The sequence below is a fragment of the Pseudomonas sp. 8(2025) genome (genome assembly GCF_052665325.1).
Genome location: NZ_JBQOIE010000004.1, coordinates 119059 through 136767, shown reverse-complemented (window position 1 = coordinate 136767; position 17709 = coordinate 119059). Strand labels below are relative to the sequence as shown.

Sequence of the window (17709 nt, the reverse complement as noted above, 5' to 3'; positions counted from 1 at the left end):
TCCCCGCCAAGGGAGTCGATCAGTCAGGAGATCCCATGCCATTCTCGCGTCTACTCAACTTCGGTCTGGCTTCTATGCTAGGTATGAGCATCCATTCTGCCATGGCCGAAACGCCTGTCCTGAACCTGTATAACTGGTCCGATTTCATTGCGCCGCAAACCCCCAAGGCCTTTCAGGAGGCTACGGGAACCCAAATGACCCTAGATGTCTTCGACAACGCAGAGGTCATGCAAAGCAAGCTGATGGCCGGCCGCAGTGGATATGACGTGGTAATTGTGCCAGACGACTTATTGCCCAACTTCGTCAAGGCGGGTGTTATCCAGGAGCTGGATCGTGCGCAGCTTGATAACTGGTCACACCTGGACGCGCAGGTGCTGGCCAAGTTACAGGTCAACGATCCAGGCAACCGCTACGCCGTGCCCTACATGTGGGGAACCACAGGTATCGGCTACAACGTCGCCAAGGTTGGCGAACTGCTGGGGCCCAATGCTCCCGTGAATTCCTGGGACCTGATTTTCAAACAAGAGAACATCGCCAAACTCAGTGAGTGCGGCGTAGCAATGCTCGACGCCCCTGTGGAGATCATCCCCATTGCGCTGCATTACCTGGGGTTGCCTCCCAACAGCGAGAACGCGGCTGACTATCGCAAGGCCGAGGCACTGATACTGAGCATTCGCCCCTACATACGCTATTTCGATTCATCGAAATTTACCTCCGACCTGGCTAACGGCGACATCTGCGCGGTGATAGGTTGGGGAGGCTCGGTCTACAGCGCCAAGCTTTCGGCCGACAGCGCCAACAATGGCGTAAAGCTGGCCTATAGCATCCCGCGCGAGGGTGCGCCGATATGGATGGAAAACATCGTGCTGCTCAAGGACGCGCCCCACACGAAACAGGGTTATAGCTTCATCAATTACATGATGCGCCCCGAAGTGATCGCAAAGAGTTCTAACTACGTCGGCTATCCCAACGGCAACAAAGACGCCACAGCTCATGTCGACGCGCAGTTGCGTGATACGCCATCCCTTTACCCGCCCAAAGAGGTGATGGATACGCTGTTCCCGCTGAAAACTCTGCCGCTGAACCTCGAACGCGTGCGTACGCGGATGTGGAGCAAAGTGAAAAGCGGAACCTGAGCGCTTAATAGCGGCGACTCACGAGAGGTCCGGTAAACGGAGACACCTTCGGGTTAGCTTGGCGCCCGGGGGTGTGAATGGGTAGATTCCAGATTCACTTGCGTCCGCTTGAGGTTGCAAAACTCGAGCAATGCCTACTGAACATTCAGGCTCGTGTGGTGGAGGTGTCGATGTTTGTGCAGGACACATAATTTAACATAATATACATTATGCGTATAGACGATGTGCTCATGTGGGTCACGTTACCCAAGAATTACCCAGGCTCAACTGCAACGCTTCCTACCTTCAGGAACAGCTTCTGAAGCCAGGCTTCGATCACTTTGCTGTTGCTCGCGTCTGGGCCTTCGCAATGACATCCTGGACAAACGAATCCTGATTCCTTTGCTCCTTGTAGCCAACCCAGGACTTCACCGGCCTGGGCCGAAAAATTTCCAGCTGCGTGACTCCCGCGGATTCCGACTGCGGATGAACACGTGGTGTGTGTCTTTCGAAATTCGTAACGCCTGTCAAAGTTCGAGCGGGAGAATTTTAAACTCAGGTGGTTGCTGACTGTGGCCCACCTATATATCGAACTATTGAAGGTGGGCTTTGGGTAATTGCCGGGACGGCCAAGAAATCTACCGACAGAGCTCTCTGTATCGATTCACGTTGGAAACTGCAGAGTCTAGCGTTGTTGTTTTGTATTTGTAGTAGTGGATTATATTCGCCTGGGCCGGTCCGACATTGCCGAAGTATTCTTCCCAGGCATTACTCTTGGTGAGCAAGTCAGAGAGCATGGTTCTCAAATCGTTTTCCGTCCAGGCTGTCTTGTAGCCTTTAATCTCACCAGGGGCCGGGCTGTTATGTTTTACATAATTAACCAGCAGGTACTTTCCTTCGTAGGCCATAAACACCGTATACACGGTTCCTTGAGGGGCTGACTGCCTGTACCAAGGGATCACGACAAAATGATGAACCACTGGTCCCGTACTAAAGTGCCAAACAGCTGTCTCCGAGTGCAGGCCGCGAAATAAAAGAGCCTGATCGATTTGGTATTTCATGCTTCCGTTATTTGTAATGACATCGTTTCCAACATCATTTTGCACCTTCCCGTAGACAGCGCAGCTCATTTGAATGGGCACGGAAGGACAATCCTTCAGCCCCATGAGCGTTGCATTGTTTTCTATTGCCCTGACCAGATCTTCCCCTGTCATGTTTCTTGGCTCCTGCCTAGTTGTTCAATATGCAGTTTAAATAATCGATATTGCTGCCCCTGGTGAGGATAGCTTCGATCTGCCCTTTATCAAATACACGTCGCCGCGGGTCTTGCTGAGTGCTGCCGGGTGTCGAGATATGGCTCGCGGGATGAGCTACCCTGCCCTTACAATATGACGCTTATAAATAACTAAACTAAATGAATATTTAGTTTAGTTATATTGGATATCAGGAGTTACCCATGACCTTTCCCCTTCGAACAATGGTGAGCAGTGTCGCTTTATCGGCCCTGCTGGCCACTTCTCTGGCAACGGCCGAACAAGGTCCTTCATTCAACTGCAGTGAGAAGATGACCGGGTCGATAACCGCACTGATCTGCCAGAACCCTGGTCTCGCGGCACTGGACCGCAAGTTGGCCACTATTTATCGCGACGCCCTGAAGAATGCCGGCAAGCGCGGCAATGTGCTCAAGGCCGAACAGCGTGGCTGGATCAAGGGCCGCGACGAGTGCTGGAAGATCGATGATCAGCAAGCCTGCGTGGCTGATAGCTATCGTCGGCGCATCGTCGAACTGCAGACGGATTATGGGCTGGTCACCTCCTCCGCTCCGGTCATGTTCGATTGCGCGAGCAATGGCCGTATCAGTGTCACCTTCTTCCAGACCGAACCGCCCTCCCTCACCGCCTTATATAAAGGTCGGCAATCGCTGATGCTGGAGGCCAGCTCTGCCAGCGGCTCACGTTACCTAGGGCAGAACGAGAGCTTCTGGGAGCATCAGGGCGAGGCTGCTGTCACTTGGGGCCATGGGGCTGAAGAGATGATCTGCAAGAAAGCAGGCTGAGCCCTGCCGTCTGCACCGCATCGGGTGCAGGCCGCCACGCCCTGGAGGTTAGTTCCTGACAATACCCGGCGTACCGGGCGACTGCTGGCTGGCCCGATCCGGATGATCGCGCTCGATGAACCGCCGCAACCCTTCCTGGGTTTCCGGTTGATGGATCGAGCGGTTGAAGCACTGCGCTTCGATCTTCAAGCCCTCCGCCAATGGCAAGCCATAGCCGCGCACGGCCGCTTCCTTGTCCGAACGCATCGCCGGTTGCGGCAGGCCGGCCAGGACATGGGCCAGCTCCAGTGCCCGTTTCAGGGAGCGCCCACTGGGCACTATTTCGTTGACCAGGCCGATGCGGTACGCCTCCTGGGCGTCGATCACCTTGCCCGTGAGAATCAGTTCCATGGCCCGGCCCATGCCGATGATCCGTGGCAGGCGCTGGGTGCCGCCATCCGCCAGGCCGATATTCCAGCGCCGGCAGGTAACGCCGAACGAGGCGTGTTCTTCAGCGATGCGGATGTCGGCAAAACAGGCCCACTCCAGGCCACCGGCATAGGCCACGCCGTTGACCGCGGCAATGATCGGCTTGTAGATCTCGGTCCAGCGGCTGGGGCCGATGATGCCCGGGCGTTCGCCACGGTCGTGGGCTGCCATTTCCTCGGCGCTGCTGGGCACCAGTTGCGCGGCCGCCTTGAGATCGCCGCCGGCGCAGAAGGCTCGGTCGCCGGTGCCGGTAATGATTGCCACCAGGGCGTTGTCATCCTCGCGAAAGCGCGTCCAGGCCTCGATCAGCTCGCGGTGGGTGACCGGGCCGATGCAGTTGCGCTGCTCGGGACGATTGAAGCGGATGATCACCACAGGCCCGGACTGCTCATAGGCTATTTCGCTGAAAGTCATAAACGCTCCTGTTTATGTGTGTCCTGCGGTGAAACGGCTGCGCAATCCAGTATAGGCAGTGCTAAAAGTGAGGCTATGGCGATTTTCAGGTCACTCCGGGCTTTCTTGACAAGGAAAAAGACTGGTATGAGTTCAGAGACCCGCGCCGTCTCGGCCGAATAAAACAGGAATCAGCACCATGAAGGTAATGACGGTATTGCCACTGCCCAGGAAAGCCGTGCCTAGGGCCTTAGTCCTGGCCCTCAGCAGTATCATCCTGTCCCTGCCCCTCGCCCAGGCCTGCACCCGGCTGACCTACCTGGGAAGCAACCAGAGCGTGATCACCGCCCGTTCCATGGACTGGAAAACCGACGTGGCGACCCATCTGTGGATCTTCCCGCAGGGCATGCAGCGCAATGGTGAGGTGGGAGCCAACTCGATCAAGTGGACCTCGCGCTACGGCAGTGTGATTGCCTCGGGCTATGACATCGCGACTACCGACGGCGTCAACCAGGCAGGCCTGGTGACCAACCTGCTGTGGTTGGTGGAGTCCCAGTACCCGGTGCCCGACAACGGCAAGCCGGGCCTCAGCATCGCCGCCTGGGCCCAGTATGTGCTGGACAACTACGCCACCGTGGCGGAAGCCGTGGACGCGCTGAAGAAAGAGCCCTTTACCCTGGTGACGGCCAATGTCCCCGGGGACACGCGCCTGGCGACCCTGCACCTGTCGATTTCCGACGCCACGGGGGACAGCGCGATCATCGAGTACATCAAGGGCAAGCCGGTGATTCACCATGGCCGGGAATTCCAGGTCATGACCAATTCCCCGACCTTTGATGAACAGCTGGCCCTCAATGCCTACTGGAAATCCATTGGCGGTACCGTCATGTTGCCGGGCACCAACCGCGCCGCGGATCGCTTCGCCCGAGCCTCCTTCTATGTCAACGCTATTCCCAAGGACGAGAGCCCGCAGGTCTCCCTGGCCAGCGTATTCAGCGTGATCAGAAACGTCTCTGTGCCTTACGGCATCTCCACCCCTGGTGAACCGAATATTTCCTCCACTCGCTGGCGCACTGTAGTGGACCATCAACGCAAGCTGTACTTTTTCGAGTCGGCACTGACCCCCAATACCTTTTGGGTCGACCTGAAGAAGATCGACTTCGCAAGCACTACGGGCCAGGTGAAGAAGCTCGACTTGGGCAAGGACCAGTCCACCACCTATTCCGGCGAAGTCTCCGGCGACTTCAAGGTCACCCCCGCCTTCAAGTTTCAAGGTGCCTGAGGGGGTTCTACGCTGCCGAGGCAATGTGCCCCGAGCGCCCGAGGCCACAAGGCCCGGGAGCTTGGGGTATCGCGAGGGGGCTACGGGACCAGGGTCAGTGGCGGCTGGAGGGTGATATCCAGTGCGGCCAGTGTGCAATTGCCAGTGAGGGCCTGGTTGAAGGCACTCAACTTTTGAAAGGGACCGTTCCAGGTCACGAATATGTCATTGGCCCCGCAATTGCTGGCAGGTACGAAATTGGAGACGACAAAGCTGACGCCCTCCAGCTTCAAGGAAAACACGTTTTCCGGTTTCAAGATCCAGGGCAGATTCTTTGCCTGCAAGGACTTGCAGATTCCGCCACCGCTGATGAACACACTGTGGATCTTGGCTTCATCCTGAGTGTTGATCGAACCGCTCAGGCTGATGCCACAGGTGACCTGTGCCTGAAACGACGACGGCAGTTTTATCGAGAGGGTGCCATTGTTGCCGTAGAACGGGCCCTGGGGTGAAAAGTGTGGTGCAGCGGCCACCAGGGTCGTGGAGCACAACCCTATGACAAGCGCACTTGCGATCATCAGGCTATTCAAGCTTTTCATTGTTGTTCCTCACGCATAGGGCGAAGTGTTTCGCCGGGGTAATGGCCATGATCGAGAGGTCATGAAAACGGCAGGACGTCCCTTTCCAGCCAAGCTTCAGGTCGGTTGCATTTCACGGGAGCGGCCAAGGCGCCAAGGAAAGTCCTCCACCCTGGGCGAAATTCAAAAACAGCATTGAAATATTTTTTTGAATCAAATAGCTGGCAATCTCCGATCGGTCAAGGCTCCCCATCGGCCTTCAACCCTGTGGCAAGCCTGCCGGGGGGCCTGTTAGGCTAACCCGCCCACCGCGTCGCCGCGGTCTCTACAGCTCTTCGCGGAACCGCACCATGTCCTCCACCGCCCAATTCTGGCGCGACCCGAACCTGCCCTACGTCGAAAGCCGCCGGGCCTGTGACAGCCGCACCAACTACAAGGCCCACAGCCATCCGACGGTGTCCATCGGTGCCGTGGACCGGGGTGTCAGTGTGTTCAGCGGCGGCGCCCAGGGCCCGACCCGGATCCAGGCTGGCAGCGTGGTATTTGTCCCGGCCGATTGCGCCCATGCCTGCAATCCCCTGCCCGACAGCGCCTGGAGTTACCAGATGCTGCACCTGGACCCGCGCTGGGTGGACGCTGTGCGCGAAGAAGCGCAGCAGCATGGGGCGGCGCTTTCCCAGGTCGTGCCGAGCCACGACAGTGGCCTCTACCAGGCTTTTTGCCGGCTCAACCAGTTGTTGTTTTCCAGCGCCAGCTGGCAGCACAAGGAGGCCGCGCTGATCGAGTTCATCGGTGGCTTGGCCACCCGGGAGCAACCGGTGATTGCCCTGGCGGCCGATCCGGCCCGGGCCAGCGCAGGTGTGCGCCGGGTCGTGGATTTCCTCCAGTGTGATCCGCAGCAGGCCGGGCCTCTGGAGCACTTGGCGGAACTGGCGGGAATCAGCCGCTACCAGTTGATCCGCGCCTTTCGCGCGGCCACCGGGATGACGCCCCATGCCTACCAGTTGAACCAGCGGATCATCCAGGCCCGCGCTTCGCTGCAGGCCGGGGAAGCATCGGCAGCCCTGGCCCAGCGCCTGGGCTTTGCCGATCAGGCGCATTTTCAGCGAGTGTTCAAGGCTCATGTCGGCGTAACCCCGGGCCTGTACAAGGCCTGAGGCCGCGCAATTTTCTTCAATACCCCGGCTCTCTCGGCGCCGCAGACTTCCAGGCTTTCACGTCACTGGAAGGCTCTACCCATGATTCAACAGTTCCTGCTGGTCGCCGCCGCGCACTTTCTCGCCCTGCTCTCCCCCGGCCCGGATTTCTTCCTGGTAGCACGCATGTCCATGGCCGCGGGGTGGCGATCGGCCACCGGCGCCTGCCTGGGCATCGCCCTGGCCAATGGTGCCTTTATCGTCCTGGCGTTTGCCGGGGTCTCGGTGTTTCGGGCAGGCAGCCCGCTGTTCCTGGCGATCCAGTTGGCCGGGTGCGGCTACCTGCTTTATATGGGCTGGCTGTTTATCCGCCATGCCGGCGCCAGTTCACTGGCCGCGGTAGACGGCAACGGCGAAGCCCGGCCGCTGGGCCGGGCCACCTGGTGGCGTGGCCTGGGCATGGGCTTTCTCTCTGGCATCCTCAACCCCAAGAACGCTCTGTTCTATGTCAGCCTGGCGTCCCTGGTGGGGGCCCAGACCAGTGCCGGCTGGAAGCTGGTCTATGGCTTGTGGATGTTCAGCGCCGTGCTGTTGTGGGACGTGCTGGTGGCCCTGGCCATTGGCAACCGCCGGGTGCGCGAGCGCTTTGCCCGGGCCCTGCCCTGGCTGGAACGGGGCACCGGGGTGGTGCTGATCCTGCTGGCGCTGCTGGTGATCGGCGCCACTGTGTGGCGTCACTGATCCACGCCCCGGGCAGTGACTTCCAACTGTCATTACAAATAAACAACAAAGCAATAATCTGCCGAAAGCGCCGCTGCCGATATTGTCGCAACGGTGAACGGGCCTGCCGGGCATTGCCCGGTATCTGCCCCGCCGAAACAGTGCAAGGAGGACCTGCCATGCAACAACAACCACGCCTGGGGTGCGGTGTCGCGATTGTCCGGGACGGCCAGCTGCTGCTGGTCAAGCGCCTGCGCGACCCGGAAGCCGGTTGCTGGGGCCTGCCCGGAGGCAAGGTCGACTGGCTGGAACCGGTGGAACAGGCCATGCGCCGGGAAATCCACGAAGAACTGGGGCTGACCCTGCAAGGCGTGAGCCTGTTGTGCGTGGTCGACCAGATCGACCCGCAGCGCCAGGAGCACTGGGTATCACCGGTGTACCTGGCCTCGGCCCCGGCCATGCCGGCGCGCAATTGCGAGCCGCACAAGCACAGCGATGTGGCCTGGTTCGAGCTCGACCGCCTGCCCCAACCCCTGACCCAGGCCACCCGCAGCGCCGTGCGCGCCCTGGTGCAGATGGCCGCCCTGGAAAGCTGAGCAGCCACGCCCCGGCCCTTCCCGACCTGCGACCGATGGCCGCAGGCATTGGTCTAATTAGCCCGCCGCCGCTTTCGTCTGTTTGTTACCATGCGCGGGTTTTTGCCTGTCTGGCTGTTCAAAGGGCGTTATTTCATGAGTGTTCTGCTGACTCGCCGCACCCTGCTCACCAGCGCCGGAGTGCTCGGCCTGGGCCTGCTCGCCGGTTGCGACAACAGTCCCCGACTGTCCTTCAAATACGGCAAGGACCTGAGCAATCAGATTCTTGGCCGCACCTTCAAACTCACCGATTCCCAGGGCGAAACCAAGTCGCTGTCCAGCTACCGCGGCCTGATGCCGATGATTTTCTTCGGCTTCACCCAGTGCCCGGCCGTGTGCCCCACCACCCTGGCCCGCGCGGCCCAGGCCAAGAAGCTGATGGGCCGTGATGGCGACCGCCTGCAAGTGGTGTTCATCACCCTGGACCCGGAGCGCGACACCCCCGAAGTGCTGGACGCCTACGTCAAGTCCTTCGATCCCAGCTTCGAGGCGCTGTACGGCACCCTGGAGCAGACCGCTGCCACCGCCAAGGAATTCGGCGTGTTCTACGAAAAGATCCCCAGCGGCTCGACCTACACCCTGTCCCACACCGCCACCAGTTTCGTCTTCGACTCCCGGGGCACCTTGCGCCTGGGGCTTTCCCAGTCCCTTACCGCCCAAGAGTGCGCGGAAGACCTGCTCACCGTCATGGAGGTTTGTTAATGCATTCCCTACAGCGCCCATCCCGTCTCAAAGCTGCCCTGCTGCTGGTTTCCCTGCTGGGCCTGGGCGGCACCGCCAGCGCCGCGACCCAAGTGGACAACGCCTGGGTCCGCGCCACCGTAGCCGGCCAGCACGCCAGCGGCGCCTTCATGGACCTCACCGCCAGCAGCGACAGCAAGCTGGTTGAGGTGCAATCGCCAGTGGCCAAGAACGTGCAGATCCACCAGTCGAGCATGCACAACGACGTGATGAGCATGCAGCAAGTGGACGCCGTGGCCCTGCCGGCCGGACAGAAAGTCAGCCTGGACACCCACGGCTACCACGTGATGCTCATGGAGCTTACCGGCCAGATCAAGGCCGGCGACAAGGTGCCCCTGACCCTGACCGTGGAAAACGCCAAGGGCGAGAAGGAGACCATCAAGGTCGAAGCCCAAGCCCGAGCGCTGAATGCGCCGGACCACAGCATGATGAAGCACTGACAGCACCGTGAAGAAAAACCGGCCCTTGGGCCGGTTTTTTTTCATCCCCAGTCAATCGCCCGCGCCAGCCAAACGGTGAACCCGCAGCAGTCCGGGTCTTCGCTGATGTGCTGCACCACCTCGAAACCATGGGTGTCGAGCAAGGTGCAGTATTCCCCCGGGGAGAGGCTGGCGTGGTACAGGGCTTCGCCCTCGAATTCGCCGATGGCCTCCCCTGCCTCGTGGCCGCTGGTGAACATCAGGGCGCAGCCCGGGCCGGCGTGGCGTTCGAAAACGGCGAACATGGCGCGCTGATCGTCCGGGCTCAGGTGGAACAGGCTGTTCCAGGCAAGGATGCCGGCAAAATCCTGGTCCAGGGCGAGGCTGCGCATGTCAGCGTGGATCCATTGCTGCCCGGCAAAGCGCTGGCGGCACTGGTCCAGCAAGGTGGCAGAGCTGTCGACGCCGGTGACTGCACATTGGTGTTCGACCAGGTTGCGCGCAATCGGCTCGCCACCTCCGCAACCCAGGTCCAGCACCTGGCCGCCCTGCCCCATGACCCGGCGAAAGCGCTCCAGCCATGCCTGCTCTCCCTCGAAGGCCTCGGGGTTGGCCCTGCGACGCTGGTCCCAGGCCCGAGCATGACGCTGGTACAGATCGACGATATGACGGGCGGACTCGTGCATCCACAGGTTTCCGTGTGCGTGTGTGGCCGCAAATTACAGCACAACGGCGCTTGGGCCGGGCATCAAGCCGTTCAACTGCGCCCTGCCAGCTCCAGCAACTGCCCGCGCAGCCAGCGGTTGGCCGACTCGTTCTGCACTTGCTTGCTCCAGTACAGGTTGAGGCAGACCTCGGGCAGGGTCAGGGGCATGTCGAGAATCCGGTTGCCCAGCCCGGCGTTGATCAACTGCGCATTGTTGCGGGTCAGGGTCAGCAGGCCATCGCCCTGGGCCACCAGTTGCGCGGCGGTGAGAAAGTGCTGGCAGTGCTGGCGGATGCGCCGTACCACCCCCAGGTGCCCCAGGGCCAGGTCTTCGACGCAGATGCCTCGGCGCCTGGAGGTCACCGCCACATGCTCGGCCGCCAGGTAGCGTTCCACCGTCAGTTCGCCGCTGAAGCCGGGGCCGGCCATCACGCAGAAGGAATCCTGCAGCAGCAGTTGCTGTTGCAGTTGCGGGTCGGTGAGCCGCGACAGTTCGATGGCCAGGTCAATACGCCCGGCAATCATCTCCAGCTTCAGGTCGGCCCAGTGCACGCTGGTGCTGCGCACTTCCAGGTGCGGGGCAACACGGTTCAGGTGCGCCAGGATCAAGGGCAGGATCACCGGCTCCAGTTGCTCCGGCATGTTCAGGGTGAAACGCCGGCGGTCCCGCAACGGGTCGAAGGCCTGGGCCGGGTTGAGGCTGCGGCGCAGACCGCTGAGGGCGTCCTGGATCCCCGGGGCCAGTTGCTTGGCCAGCGGCGTGGGGGCCACGCCATAGCCTTCGCGGACGAACAGCGGATCGTCCAGCTGGGCGCGCAGGCGCGCCAGGGCGTGGCTGATGGCCGACTGGCTGAGGTGCAGCACCGAGGCGGCGCGGGTCAGGTTGCGCTCCTGGTACACCACCTCGAAGACCCGGAACAGGTTCAGGTCCAGGCGGCTCAGCCCTGACCATTCATGCGGTGAGTTCATGGTTGTGCCCTCGCAGTCTCGACCCGCAGCAGGCTAGCAGCGGGCCGGCGCCGGCAGAACCATGTAGCGCATTCATGAATCTCGATGAATAACCGTCGGTTCTGTGGTGCCCCGGGCGCTGCCTAAGATGGCCGTGCCGATAACAACAATTCAGGAGGCACCATGGACCTTGCGGCCTATCAGCAGCACCTTCACGCCCTGCAGCAGGCCGCCTGGCCCGAAGGCGCGCCGCGTACCCCGCAGTACCCCCTGGGCCAGCAGCCCCTTACCGAATACCTGCGGGCCTGGGCGCAGTCGCAAGCCAGTGCCGTGGCCCTGGACTTCTATGGCTATCAGTTGAGCTTTGCCGAGCTGGACCGGCTGTCCGACCGGTGCGCCGCCTTGCTCGGCGAGCTGGGAATCGGCCCCGGGGACCGGGTGGCGGTGTACCTGCCCAACTGCCCGCAATTGCATATCGGCTTCTGGGGCATTCTCAAGTGCGGCGCCGTGTACGCGCCGGTCAGCCCCCTGGCGCGCACCCTGGAGCTGGAGTATCAGCTCAAGGACAGCGGCGCCCGGGTGATCCTGTGCTTCGACCAACTGCTGGATGTGGTGCAGGCGGTCAGCGACGCCTGCGAGTTGAGCGCGATCCTGGCCACCAGCCTCAGCGAGTTGTGCCCGGCCACCCCGAGCATTCCCCTGCCGGACCTGCTGCGGGCGCCCAAGCGCCCGGCCCCGGGGGTGATCGACTTTTTCCCCGCCCTGGAGGCCTGTCGCGCCGCCACCCCGGCCCACCGTCCTGCCCTGGGCGATATGGCCGCACTGAACTACACCGGTGGCACCACCGGCATGCCCAAGGGCTGCATTCATAGCCACGGCGACATGCTCTACACCTGCGCCAGCTTCGTGCCGGTGGCCTTGGGCCTGAGGCAGGACAGCGTGCTGCTCAATTTCCTTCCCGAGTTCTGGATCGCCGGGGAAAACGCCGGCCTGCTGTTTCCCATCTACGCCGGCTGCCGCCTGGTGCTGCTGGCGCGCTGGGACGCCCTGGGTTTCATGGCGGCGGTGGCGCACTACCGGGTCAGCCATTGCGGGCTGCTGGTGGACAGCGCCGCCGAAGTGCTGGAGCACCCAAGCGTCGCCGACTACGACCTGAGCTCCCTGAAGGCCACCGGCTGCATCTCCTTCGTCAAGAAGCTCACCCCGGACTATCGCCAGCGCTGGCGCGCGCAAACCGGCTGCACCCTGTTCGAGTTCAGCTTCGGCATGACCGAAACCCACACCTGCGACACCTTTACCGCCGGCCTGCAGACCGACGACTTCGACCTCAAAAGCGCGCCAACCTTCGTCGGCCTGCCGGTGCCGGGCACCGAGTTCAAGGTCTGCGACTTCGACAGCGGCGCCCTGCTGCCCCTGGGCTCCGAGGGCGAGTTGTGCGTGCGCAGCCCTTCCCTGCTGCAGGGTTACTGGCAGCGCCCGGAGGCGTCCGCGGCGGCCCTGCGCGACGGCTGGCTGCACACCGGTGACCTGGGGCAGATCACCGGACAAGGGTTTATCCGCTACCTGGGCCGGCGCAAGGAAATGCTCAAGGTCAATGGCATGAGCGTGTTTCCCAGCGAGCTGGAGGCGCTGTTCGGCCAGCACCCGCAGGTGCTGGCCAGCGCAGTGATCGGCCGCGCCGATGAACGTCGGGGCCAGCAGCCGGTGGCCTTCGTTGTGCTCAAGCCCGATGCGCCCCAAGACCCGCATGCCCTGGCAGCCTGGTGCCAGGAGGTGATGGCCGCCTACAAGGTGCCGCAGATCCGCCTGGTGGCCAGCCTGCCCATGACCGCCACCGGCAAGGTCAAGAAGAACGAGCTGGAACAACAGCTCTGAGCCCTTCCTTTTCAGCATTGCGAGAATTGCCATGTTCCAGAGTCTGTTGATCGCCAATCGCGGCGAGATCGCCATCCGTATCGCCCGGGCCTGCGCCGACCTGGGCGTTCGCAGCGTCGCGGTATTTGCCGAGGACGACGCCGCCAGCCTGCACACGCGCAAGGCCGATCTGGCCCTGCCCCTCAAGGGCCGCGGGGTGGCGGCCTACCTCGACCGCCAGCAACTGATCGCCCTGGCCCTGCAACAGGGCTGCCAGGCGATTCACCCGGGCTACGGCTTTCTCGCGGAAAACCCCGACTTTGCCCGGGGCTGCCTGGAAGCCGGGCTGACCCTGATCGGCCCCGGCCCCGAGGTGCTGCAACTGTTTGGCGACAAGGCCGCGGCTCGTGCCCTGGCCGAAGATTGTGGGGTGCCCTTGCTGGAGGGCATCAACCGAGCAGTCAGCCTGGAACAGGCCGCAGCCTTTCTCGAACGCCATGGCGCGGTGATGCTCAAGGCCCTGGCCGGTGGCGGTGGCCGGGGCATGCGCGCGGTCACCGAGGCTGGGCAACTGCAGCAGGCGTTCATCCGTTGCCAATCCGAAGCCCAGGCGGCCTTCGGCAATGGCGCGCTGTATGTCGAACAACTGCTGCAGCGGGCGCGGCACATCGAGATCCAGGTGTTGGGAGACGGCAGCGGCGCGGTCAGCCACTTGTGGGAGCGCGATTGCAGCCTGCAGCGCCGGCACCAGAAGCTGGTGGAAATCGCCCCCAGCCCGGACCTTGCCCCGCCGTTGCGCCAGCAGTTGATCGACGCCGCCCTGGCCCTGGCCGCGCGAGTGCGTTACCAGGGCATTGGTACCTTCGAATTCCTTCTCGACCAGGAACACCCGGGGCGCTTCTATTTCATGGAGGCCAACCCAAGGATCCAGGTGGAGCACACGGTGACCGAGGCCATCACCGGCGTCGACCTGCTGCACACCCAACTGCGCCTTGGCGCGGGCGCCTCCCTGGCCAGCCTGGGCCTGAGCCGGCCACCAGAGCCCCAAGGCTTTGCCGTGCAGGCGCGGATCAACCTGGAACAGCCCCTGGCCGATGGCGGCATGGGGCCGGTGGCCGGCACCCTCAGTGCCTATGAAGCCCCCAGCGGGCCCGGGCTGCGGGTCGACGGCTACGGCTATGCCGGTTACCCGGTGAACCCCGGCTATGACTCGTTGCTGGCCAAGCTGATCGCCCAGGGTACGGATTTTCCCGCGGCCCTGGGCCGGGCCTATCGTGGGCTTTGCGAGTTTCGCCTGGAGGGCGTGCCGAGCAACCTGGGGCTGTTGTTGAACCTGTTGCGCCAGCCGGCGGTGCTGGACTATCAGGTGGACACCAGGTTCGTCGAAGCCCATTGGGCCCAGTTGCTGCAAGATTGCGCCGGGCAACACCGGCCGATGTTCTTTGCCCGGCAGGCCGCCACTGCGCAGAGCACTCGCAGCGAAGTCCAGGCGCCCCCGGGCACGGCGGCGCTGAACGCCCCGAGCACCGGGGTGCTGGTGAGCCTGGAAGTGGCCGTGGGTGATGAGTTACGGATTGGCCAGCGGGTTGCGGTGCTGGAAGCGATGAAGATGGAGTTCGAGGTCAAGGCGCAGAGCAGCGGTATCGTCCGGGCCTTGGCCGTCCAGGTTGGCGAGGCACTGGGCGAAGGCCAGCCCCTGCTGTTTCTGGAGCCGGCGGAGTTTGCCGACCAGGGCCAGCGCAGCGAAGAGCAACTGGACCTGGCACTGATTCGCGCCGACCTGGCCGAAGTCCGCGAACGCCATGCCTTGCTGGAGGATGCCCAGCGTCCGGAGGCGGTGGCCAAGCGTCGCCGCAACGGCCAGCGCACCGCCCGGGAGAACCTCGAGCACCTGCTGGACCCGGGCAGTTTCATGGAGTACGGCGCCATGGCCCTGGCCGCCCAAAGGCGTCGGCGCAGCGTCGAGGAGTTGCAGGCCCTGAGCCCGGCGGATGGGCTGGTGGGAGGCATAGGTACGGTGAATGCCGGGCTGTTCGACGGCCAGGACGCCCGTTGCCTGGCCCTGGCCTACGACTACACGGTGTTCGCCGGCACCCAGGGGGTGATGAACCACAAGAAGACCGACCGCCTGCTGAGCCTGGCCCAGGAGTGGCGGCTGCCGGTGGTGCTGTTTGCCGAAGGCGGCGGTGGCCGGCCCGGCGACAGCGACTTTGTCGGGGTCGCCGGCCTGGATTGCCATACCTTCGCCGCCATGGCCCGGCTGTCCGGCTGGGTGCCCACGGTGGGCATCGCCTCGGGGCGCTGCTTCGCCGGCAATGCCGCCCTGCTCGGCTGCTGCAACCTGATCATCGCCACCCGGAACGCCAGCATCGGCATGGCCGGCCCGGCGATGATCGAAGGCGGCGGCCTGGGCAGCTTCACCCCGGAACAGGTGGGCCCGGTGTCGGTACAAGGCCCCAACGGAGTGATCGACGTGCTGGTGGCCGACGAAGCCGAGGCCGTGCAGGTGGCCAAGCAGTACCTGAGCTATTTCCAGGGGCCGCTCAAGGACTGGCACTGCGCCGACCAGCGTGAGCTGCGGCATTTGATTCCGGAAAACCGCCTGCGGGTCTACGACATCCGCCGGGTCATCGAGACCCTGGCCGACCGCGACAGCGTGCTGGAGTTGCGCCGGCAATTCGCCCCGGGGCTGATTACCGCGCTGATCCGCGTCGAAGGCCGGGCCTTTGGCCTGCTGGCCAACAATCCGGCGGTGCTGGGCGGCGCCATCGACGCCGCGGCCGGGGACAAGGCCGCACGTTTCATGCGCCTGTGCGAAGCCTTCGGCCTGCCGCTGGTGTCCCTGTGCGACACCCCGGGGTTCATGGTAGGGCCGGAATCGGAGCAGCAGGCCACGGTGCGCCATGTGTCACGGATGTTTGTCAGTGCCGCCAGCCTCACGGTGCCGTTCTTCACCCTGGTGCTGCGCAAGGGCTATGGCCTGGGCGCGCAGGCCATGGCGGCGGGCAGTTTTCACAGCCCGTTGTTCACCGTAGCCTGGCCCAGCGCCGAGTTCGGCGCCATGGGCCTGGAAGGTGCGGTGCGCCTGGGCTTCTCCAAGGAACTGGCGGCCCAGCCCGACCCGCAGTCGCAACAGGCGCTGTTCGACAAACTGGTGGCCAAGGCCTACGCCCGGGGCAAGGCGCTGAACATGGCCAGCTACCTGGAGATCGACGCGGTGATCGACCCCCTGGAAAGCCGAGCGTGGCTGCTGCGTGGCCTGCAGGCCGCACCGCGCCCGGTGCCCTGGGCCGAGCGCGCCCAGGGTTTTGTCGATACCTGGTAGCCCTGCCCCTCCATCGTAGGAGCGGGCCGCAGCTCAGGCGTTGGCATCCCAGGCGACAGGGGCTTGTTCGAGGAACTGGCGCAGTTCGGCCAGCAGGGTGCTGCTGGCGTGGCTGCTGGGCCGGCTGGCGACAAACCTCAGGGCCGGCATGATTTCCTGCACGCCGTCGTAGTGCCATTGCCCCGGGGTGCGTTCGGCTTCCTGCAGGGCCCGGGCGAAGATCGCCAGGTCGCGCCGGGGCCGGGCAATGCCGCTGATGCGCTCGACCCAGCTCTCGTAGCGCTGGCGAATCTCCACCCGCCCCTGACGGACCATGGCCAGCACCCCGCAACGGCTGCGGTTGTGCACCGCCACCGGCGACAGGCCGCAATACTCGCCCAAACCGTCCCAGCCCTGCTCGGGCAGGACAAACACCGCCAGATCAATGTCCGGGTACTCCTCGATCACCGTGCCCGGATCGGCCAGCAGCGCCTCGCTGCGTTGCAGCGCGAGCATGGCCGGAGCATACAGGGGCGCATAGCGCCGGGTGTTGTCGAGTACATCGGCCATCTGCGGCAGCAGCGCGGCGAAGCGTGTCAGCAATTGCCGGTCGTTGCTGGCCTGTGGGTCGACGCGCACCCGGGCCGCCAGGGCATGCAGGGCAAAGGCGCAGTGCAGGGCCTGGGCCGAAGTGCCCCGGGAGAAATCACCGAGGCGGGCAATATCGATCAGCAACTGGCGGTGCCCCAGGGCATGCTCCGGCGCCAGGAAGGCATACACCGAGGCCAGCCCGTCGAGATCGAAATGATCGCTGGTGATCACCTGCGCCCGGTCCACCGTCAACCCCTGCTGGAGAAAGCCCAGGGCACTGGTGGTGGAGAGATTGGCCTTGTGCTCGACAGGCGTCTTGTTCGCCGGCCAATGGGACAGGGTCAGCAGGGTCGCCGGGGTATCGATGGAATCCAGGGAAATGTTCTCGCGGTGTGTGCTCTGGCCCAGGGGCAGGAAGCCATAGCGGCTTTGCCGGCCCAGGCGCAGGGCTGGCAAATCCAGCTCCAGGGGCGGGGCCGGCGTTGCCACCGGCCCTGGGGGCGCCGCCGGTGCAGACGCGGTTGCACGGGTCAATTCGCCCTGCCCGCCCAGGCGATAGCCGAGCTGGCAGATATTCTCCCGGCGCAGGTCCCAGGGGTTGCCGTTGCGCACCGCGCAGCCGGGCCCGCCGACAACGCTGAGCAAGTCAGTGAAGCGGTTGTCGGCAATGCCGATCACCCTTCCTCCCAACTGCCTGAGCTGCAGGTGGTGCAAGTGCGGGGCCAGCCCCGGATCGAGGATCAAGGCCGGTTGCGGCACATCAGTGGCAAGGCTGTTCATCGTG

Annotated in this window: 16 protein-coding genes; 10 read left to right on the top strand and 6 right to left on the bottom strand. The window is 63.4% G+C overall.

Annotated elements, in window-relative coordinates:
- Positions 1–35: 35 nt before the first annotated feature.
- The gene (locus tag ACUXVH_RS10365; RefSeq protein WP_445494718.1) at positions 36–1136 is read left to right on the top strand and encodes a polyamine ABC transporter substrate-binding protein; all 1101 of its coding nucleotides are present in this window, start codon (positions 36–38) and stop codon (positions 1134–1136) included.
- A gap of 617 nt (positions 1137–1753) precedes the next feature.
- Here the strand turns inward: ACUXVH_RS10365 and ACUXVH_RS10360 are convergent.
- On the bottom strand, positions 1754–2329 hold the full coding sequence (locus ACUXVH_RS10360; RefSeq protein WP_123397366.1) for a hypothetical protein: 576 nt from the start codon (positions 2327–2329) through the stop codon (positions 1754–1756).
- A 242-nt stretch (positions 2330–2571) separates the two neighbouring features.
- On the opposite strand from ACUXVH_RS10360, the gene ACUXVH_RS10355 reads away from it, so the two are divergent.
- Positions 2572–3171 (top strand): MliC family protein, encoded by a 600-nt coding sequence (locus ACUXVH_RS10355; protein WP_011061305.1) that lies wholly within the window; start codon positions 2572–2574, stop codon positions 3169–3171.
- A gap of 48 nt (positions 3172–3219) precedes the next feature.
- Here the strand turns inward: ACUXVH_RS10355 and ACUXVH_RS10350 are convergent, their stop codons facing one another.
- Complete coding sequence (locus ACUXVH_RS10350; protein WP_015635615.1) at positions 3220–4053, bottom strand: enoyl-CoA hydratase/isomerase family protein; 834 nt, start codon at positions 4051–4053, stop codon at positions 3220–3222.
- 178 nt (positions 4054–4231) lie between these two features.
- Between ACUXVH_RS10350 and ACUXVH_RS10345 the strand changes: the two genes are divergently transcribed.
- Entirely contained in the window at positions 4232–5314 is a 1083-nt protein-coding gene (locus ACUXVH_RS10345) for a linear amide C-N hydrolase (RefSeq protein WP_445494714.1), read from the top strand.
- Between the two features lie 80 nt (positions 5315–5394).
- Here ACUXVH_RS10345 and praB read toward each other — a convergent pair whose 3' ends face one another.
- The gene (gene praB / locus ACUXVH_RS10340; protein WP_103290198.1) at positions 5395–5892 is read right to left on the bottom strand and encodes an alkane oxidation protein activator PraB; all 498 of its coding nucleotides are present in this window, start codon (positions 5890–5892) and stop codon (positions 5395–5397) included.
- A 329-nt stretch (positions 5893–6221) separates the two neighbouring features.
- Here praB and ACUXVH_RS10335 point away from each other — a divergent pair, with 329 nt between their 5' ends.
- The 5 genes from ACUXVH_RS10335 (at position 6222) to ACUXVH_RS10315 (ending at position 9543) form a co-directional block, all read left to right on the top strand.
- Positions 6222–7028 (top strand): AraC family transcriptional regulator, encoded by an 807-nt coding sequence (locus ACUXVH_RS10335; protein ID WP_445494712.1) that lies wholly within the window; start codon positions 6222–6224, stop codon positions 7026–7028.
- An 84-nt stretch (positions 7029–7112) separates the two neighbouring features.
- On the top strand, positions 7113–7748 hold the full coding sequence (locus tag ACUXVH_RS10330) for a LysE family translocator (RefSeq protein WP_204840248.1): 636 nt from the start codon (positions 7113–7115) through the stop codon (positions 7746–7748).
- 158 nt (positions 7749–7906) lie between these two features.
- Positions 7907–8323, top strand: a complete 417-nt coding sequence (locus ACUXVH_RS10325; protein WP_011061311.1) for an NUDIX hydrolase — start codon at positions 7907–7909, stop codon at positions 8321–8323.
- 135 nt (positions 8324–8458) lie between these two features.
- Positions 8459–9064: an SCO family protein gene (locus ACUXVH_RS10320; RefSeq protein ID WP_011061312.1), complete on the top strand. Its 606-nt coding sequence runs from the start codon at positions 8459–8461 to the stop codon at positions 9062–9064.
- Positions 9064–9543, top strand: coding sequence for a copper chaperone PCu(A)C (locus ACUXVH_RS10315; protein ID WP_011061313.1), 480 nt, complete (start codon positions 9064–9066; stop codon positions 9541–9543). The genes ACUXVH_RS10320 and ACUXVH_RS10315 overlap by 1 nt, the downstream gene beginning before the upstream one ends.
- Positions 9544–9584: 41 nt before the next feature.
- Here the strand turns inward: ACUXVH_RS10315 and ACUXVH_RS10310 are convergent, their stop codons facing one another.
- Together ACUXVH_RS10310 and ACUXVH_RS10305 are read right to left on the bottom strand one after the other, a co-directional pair.
- Positions 9585–10208 carry a class I SAM-dependent methyltransferase gene (locus ACUXVH_RS10310; protein WP_445494709.1) on the bottom strand — a complete coding sequence of 208 codons (624 nt, stop codon included), beginning with the start codon at positions 10206–10208 and terminating at the stop codon, positions 9585–9587.
- 71 nt (positions 10209–10279) lie between these two features.
- Positions 10280–11197 carry a LysR family transcriptional regulator gene (locus ACUXVH_RS10305; RefSeq protein WP_011061315.1) on the bottom strand — a complete coding sequence of 306 codons (918 nt, stop codon included), beginning with the start codon at positions 11195–11197 and terminating at the stop codon, positions 10280–10282.
- Positions 11198–11359: 162 nt separating this feature from the next.
- On the opposite strand from ACUXVH_RS10305, the gene ACUXVH_RS10300 reads away from it, so the two are divergent.
- Both ACUXVH_RS10300 and ACUXVH_RS10295 read left to right on the top strand, forming a co-directional pair.
- Positions 11360–13051 carry an AMP-binding protein gene (locus tag ACUXVH_RS10300; protein WP_445494706.1) on the top strand — a complete coding sequence of 564 codons (1692 nt, stop codon included), beginning with the start codon at positions 11360–11362 and terminating at the stop codon, positions 13049–13051.
- Between the two features lie 31 nt (positions 13052–13082).
- Positions 13083–16355, top strand: coding sequence for a carboxyl transferase domain-containing protein (locus ACUXVH_RS10295; RefSeq protein ID WP_445494704.1), 3273 nt, complete (start codon positions 13083–13085; stop codon positions 16353–16355).
- 33 nt (positions 16356–16388) lie between these two features.
- On the opposite strand, the gene ACUXVH_RS10290 is transcribed toward ACUXVH_RS10295, so the two are convergent.
- Complete coding sequence (locus tag ACUXVH_RS10290) at positions 16389–17705, bottom strand: DUF6687 family protein (RefSeq protein WP_065364071.1); 1317 nt, start codon at positions 17703–17705, stop codon at positions 16389–16391.
- Positions 17706–17709 lie beyond the last annotated feature (4 nt).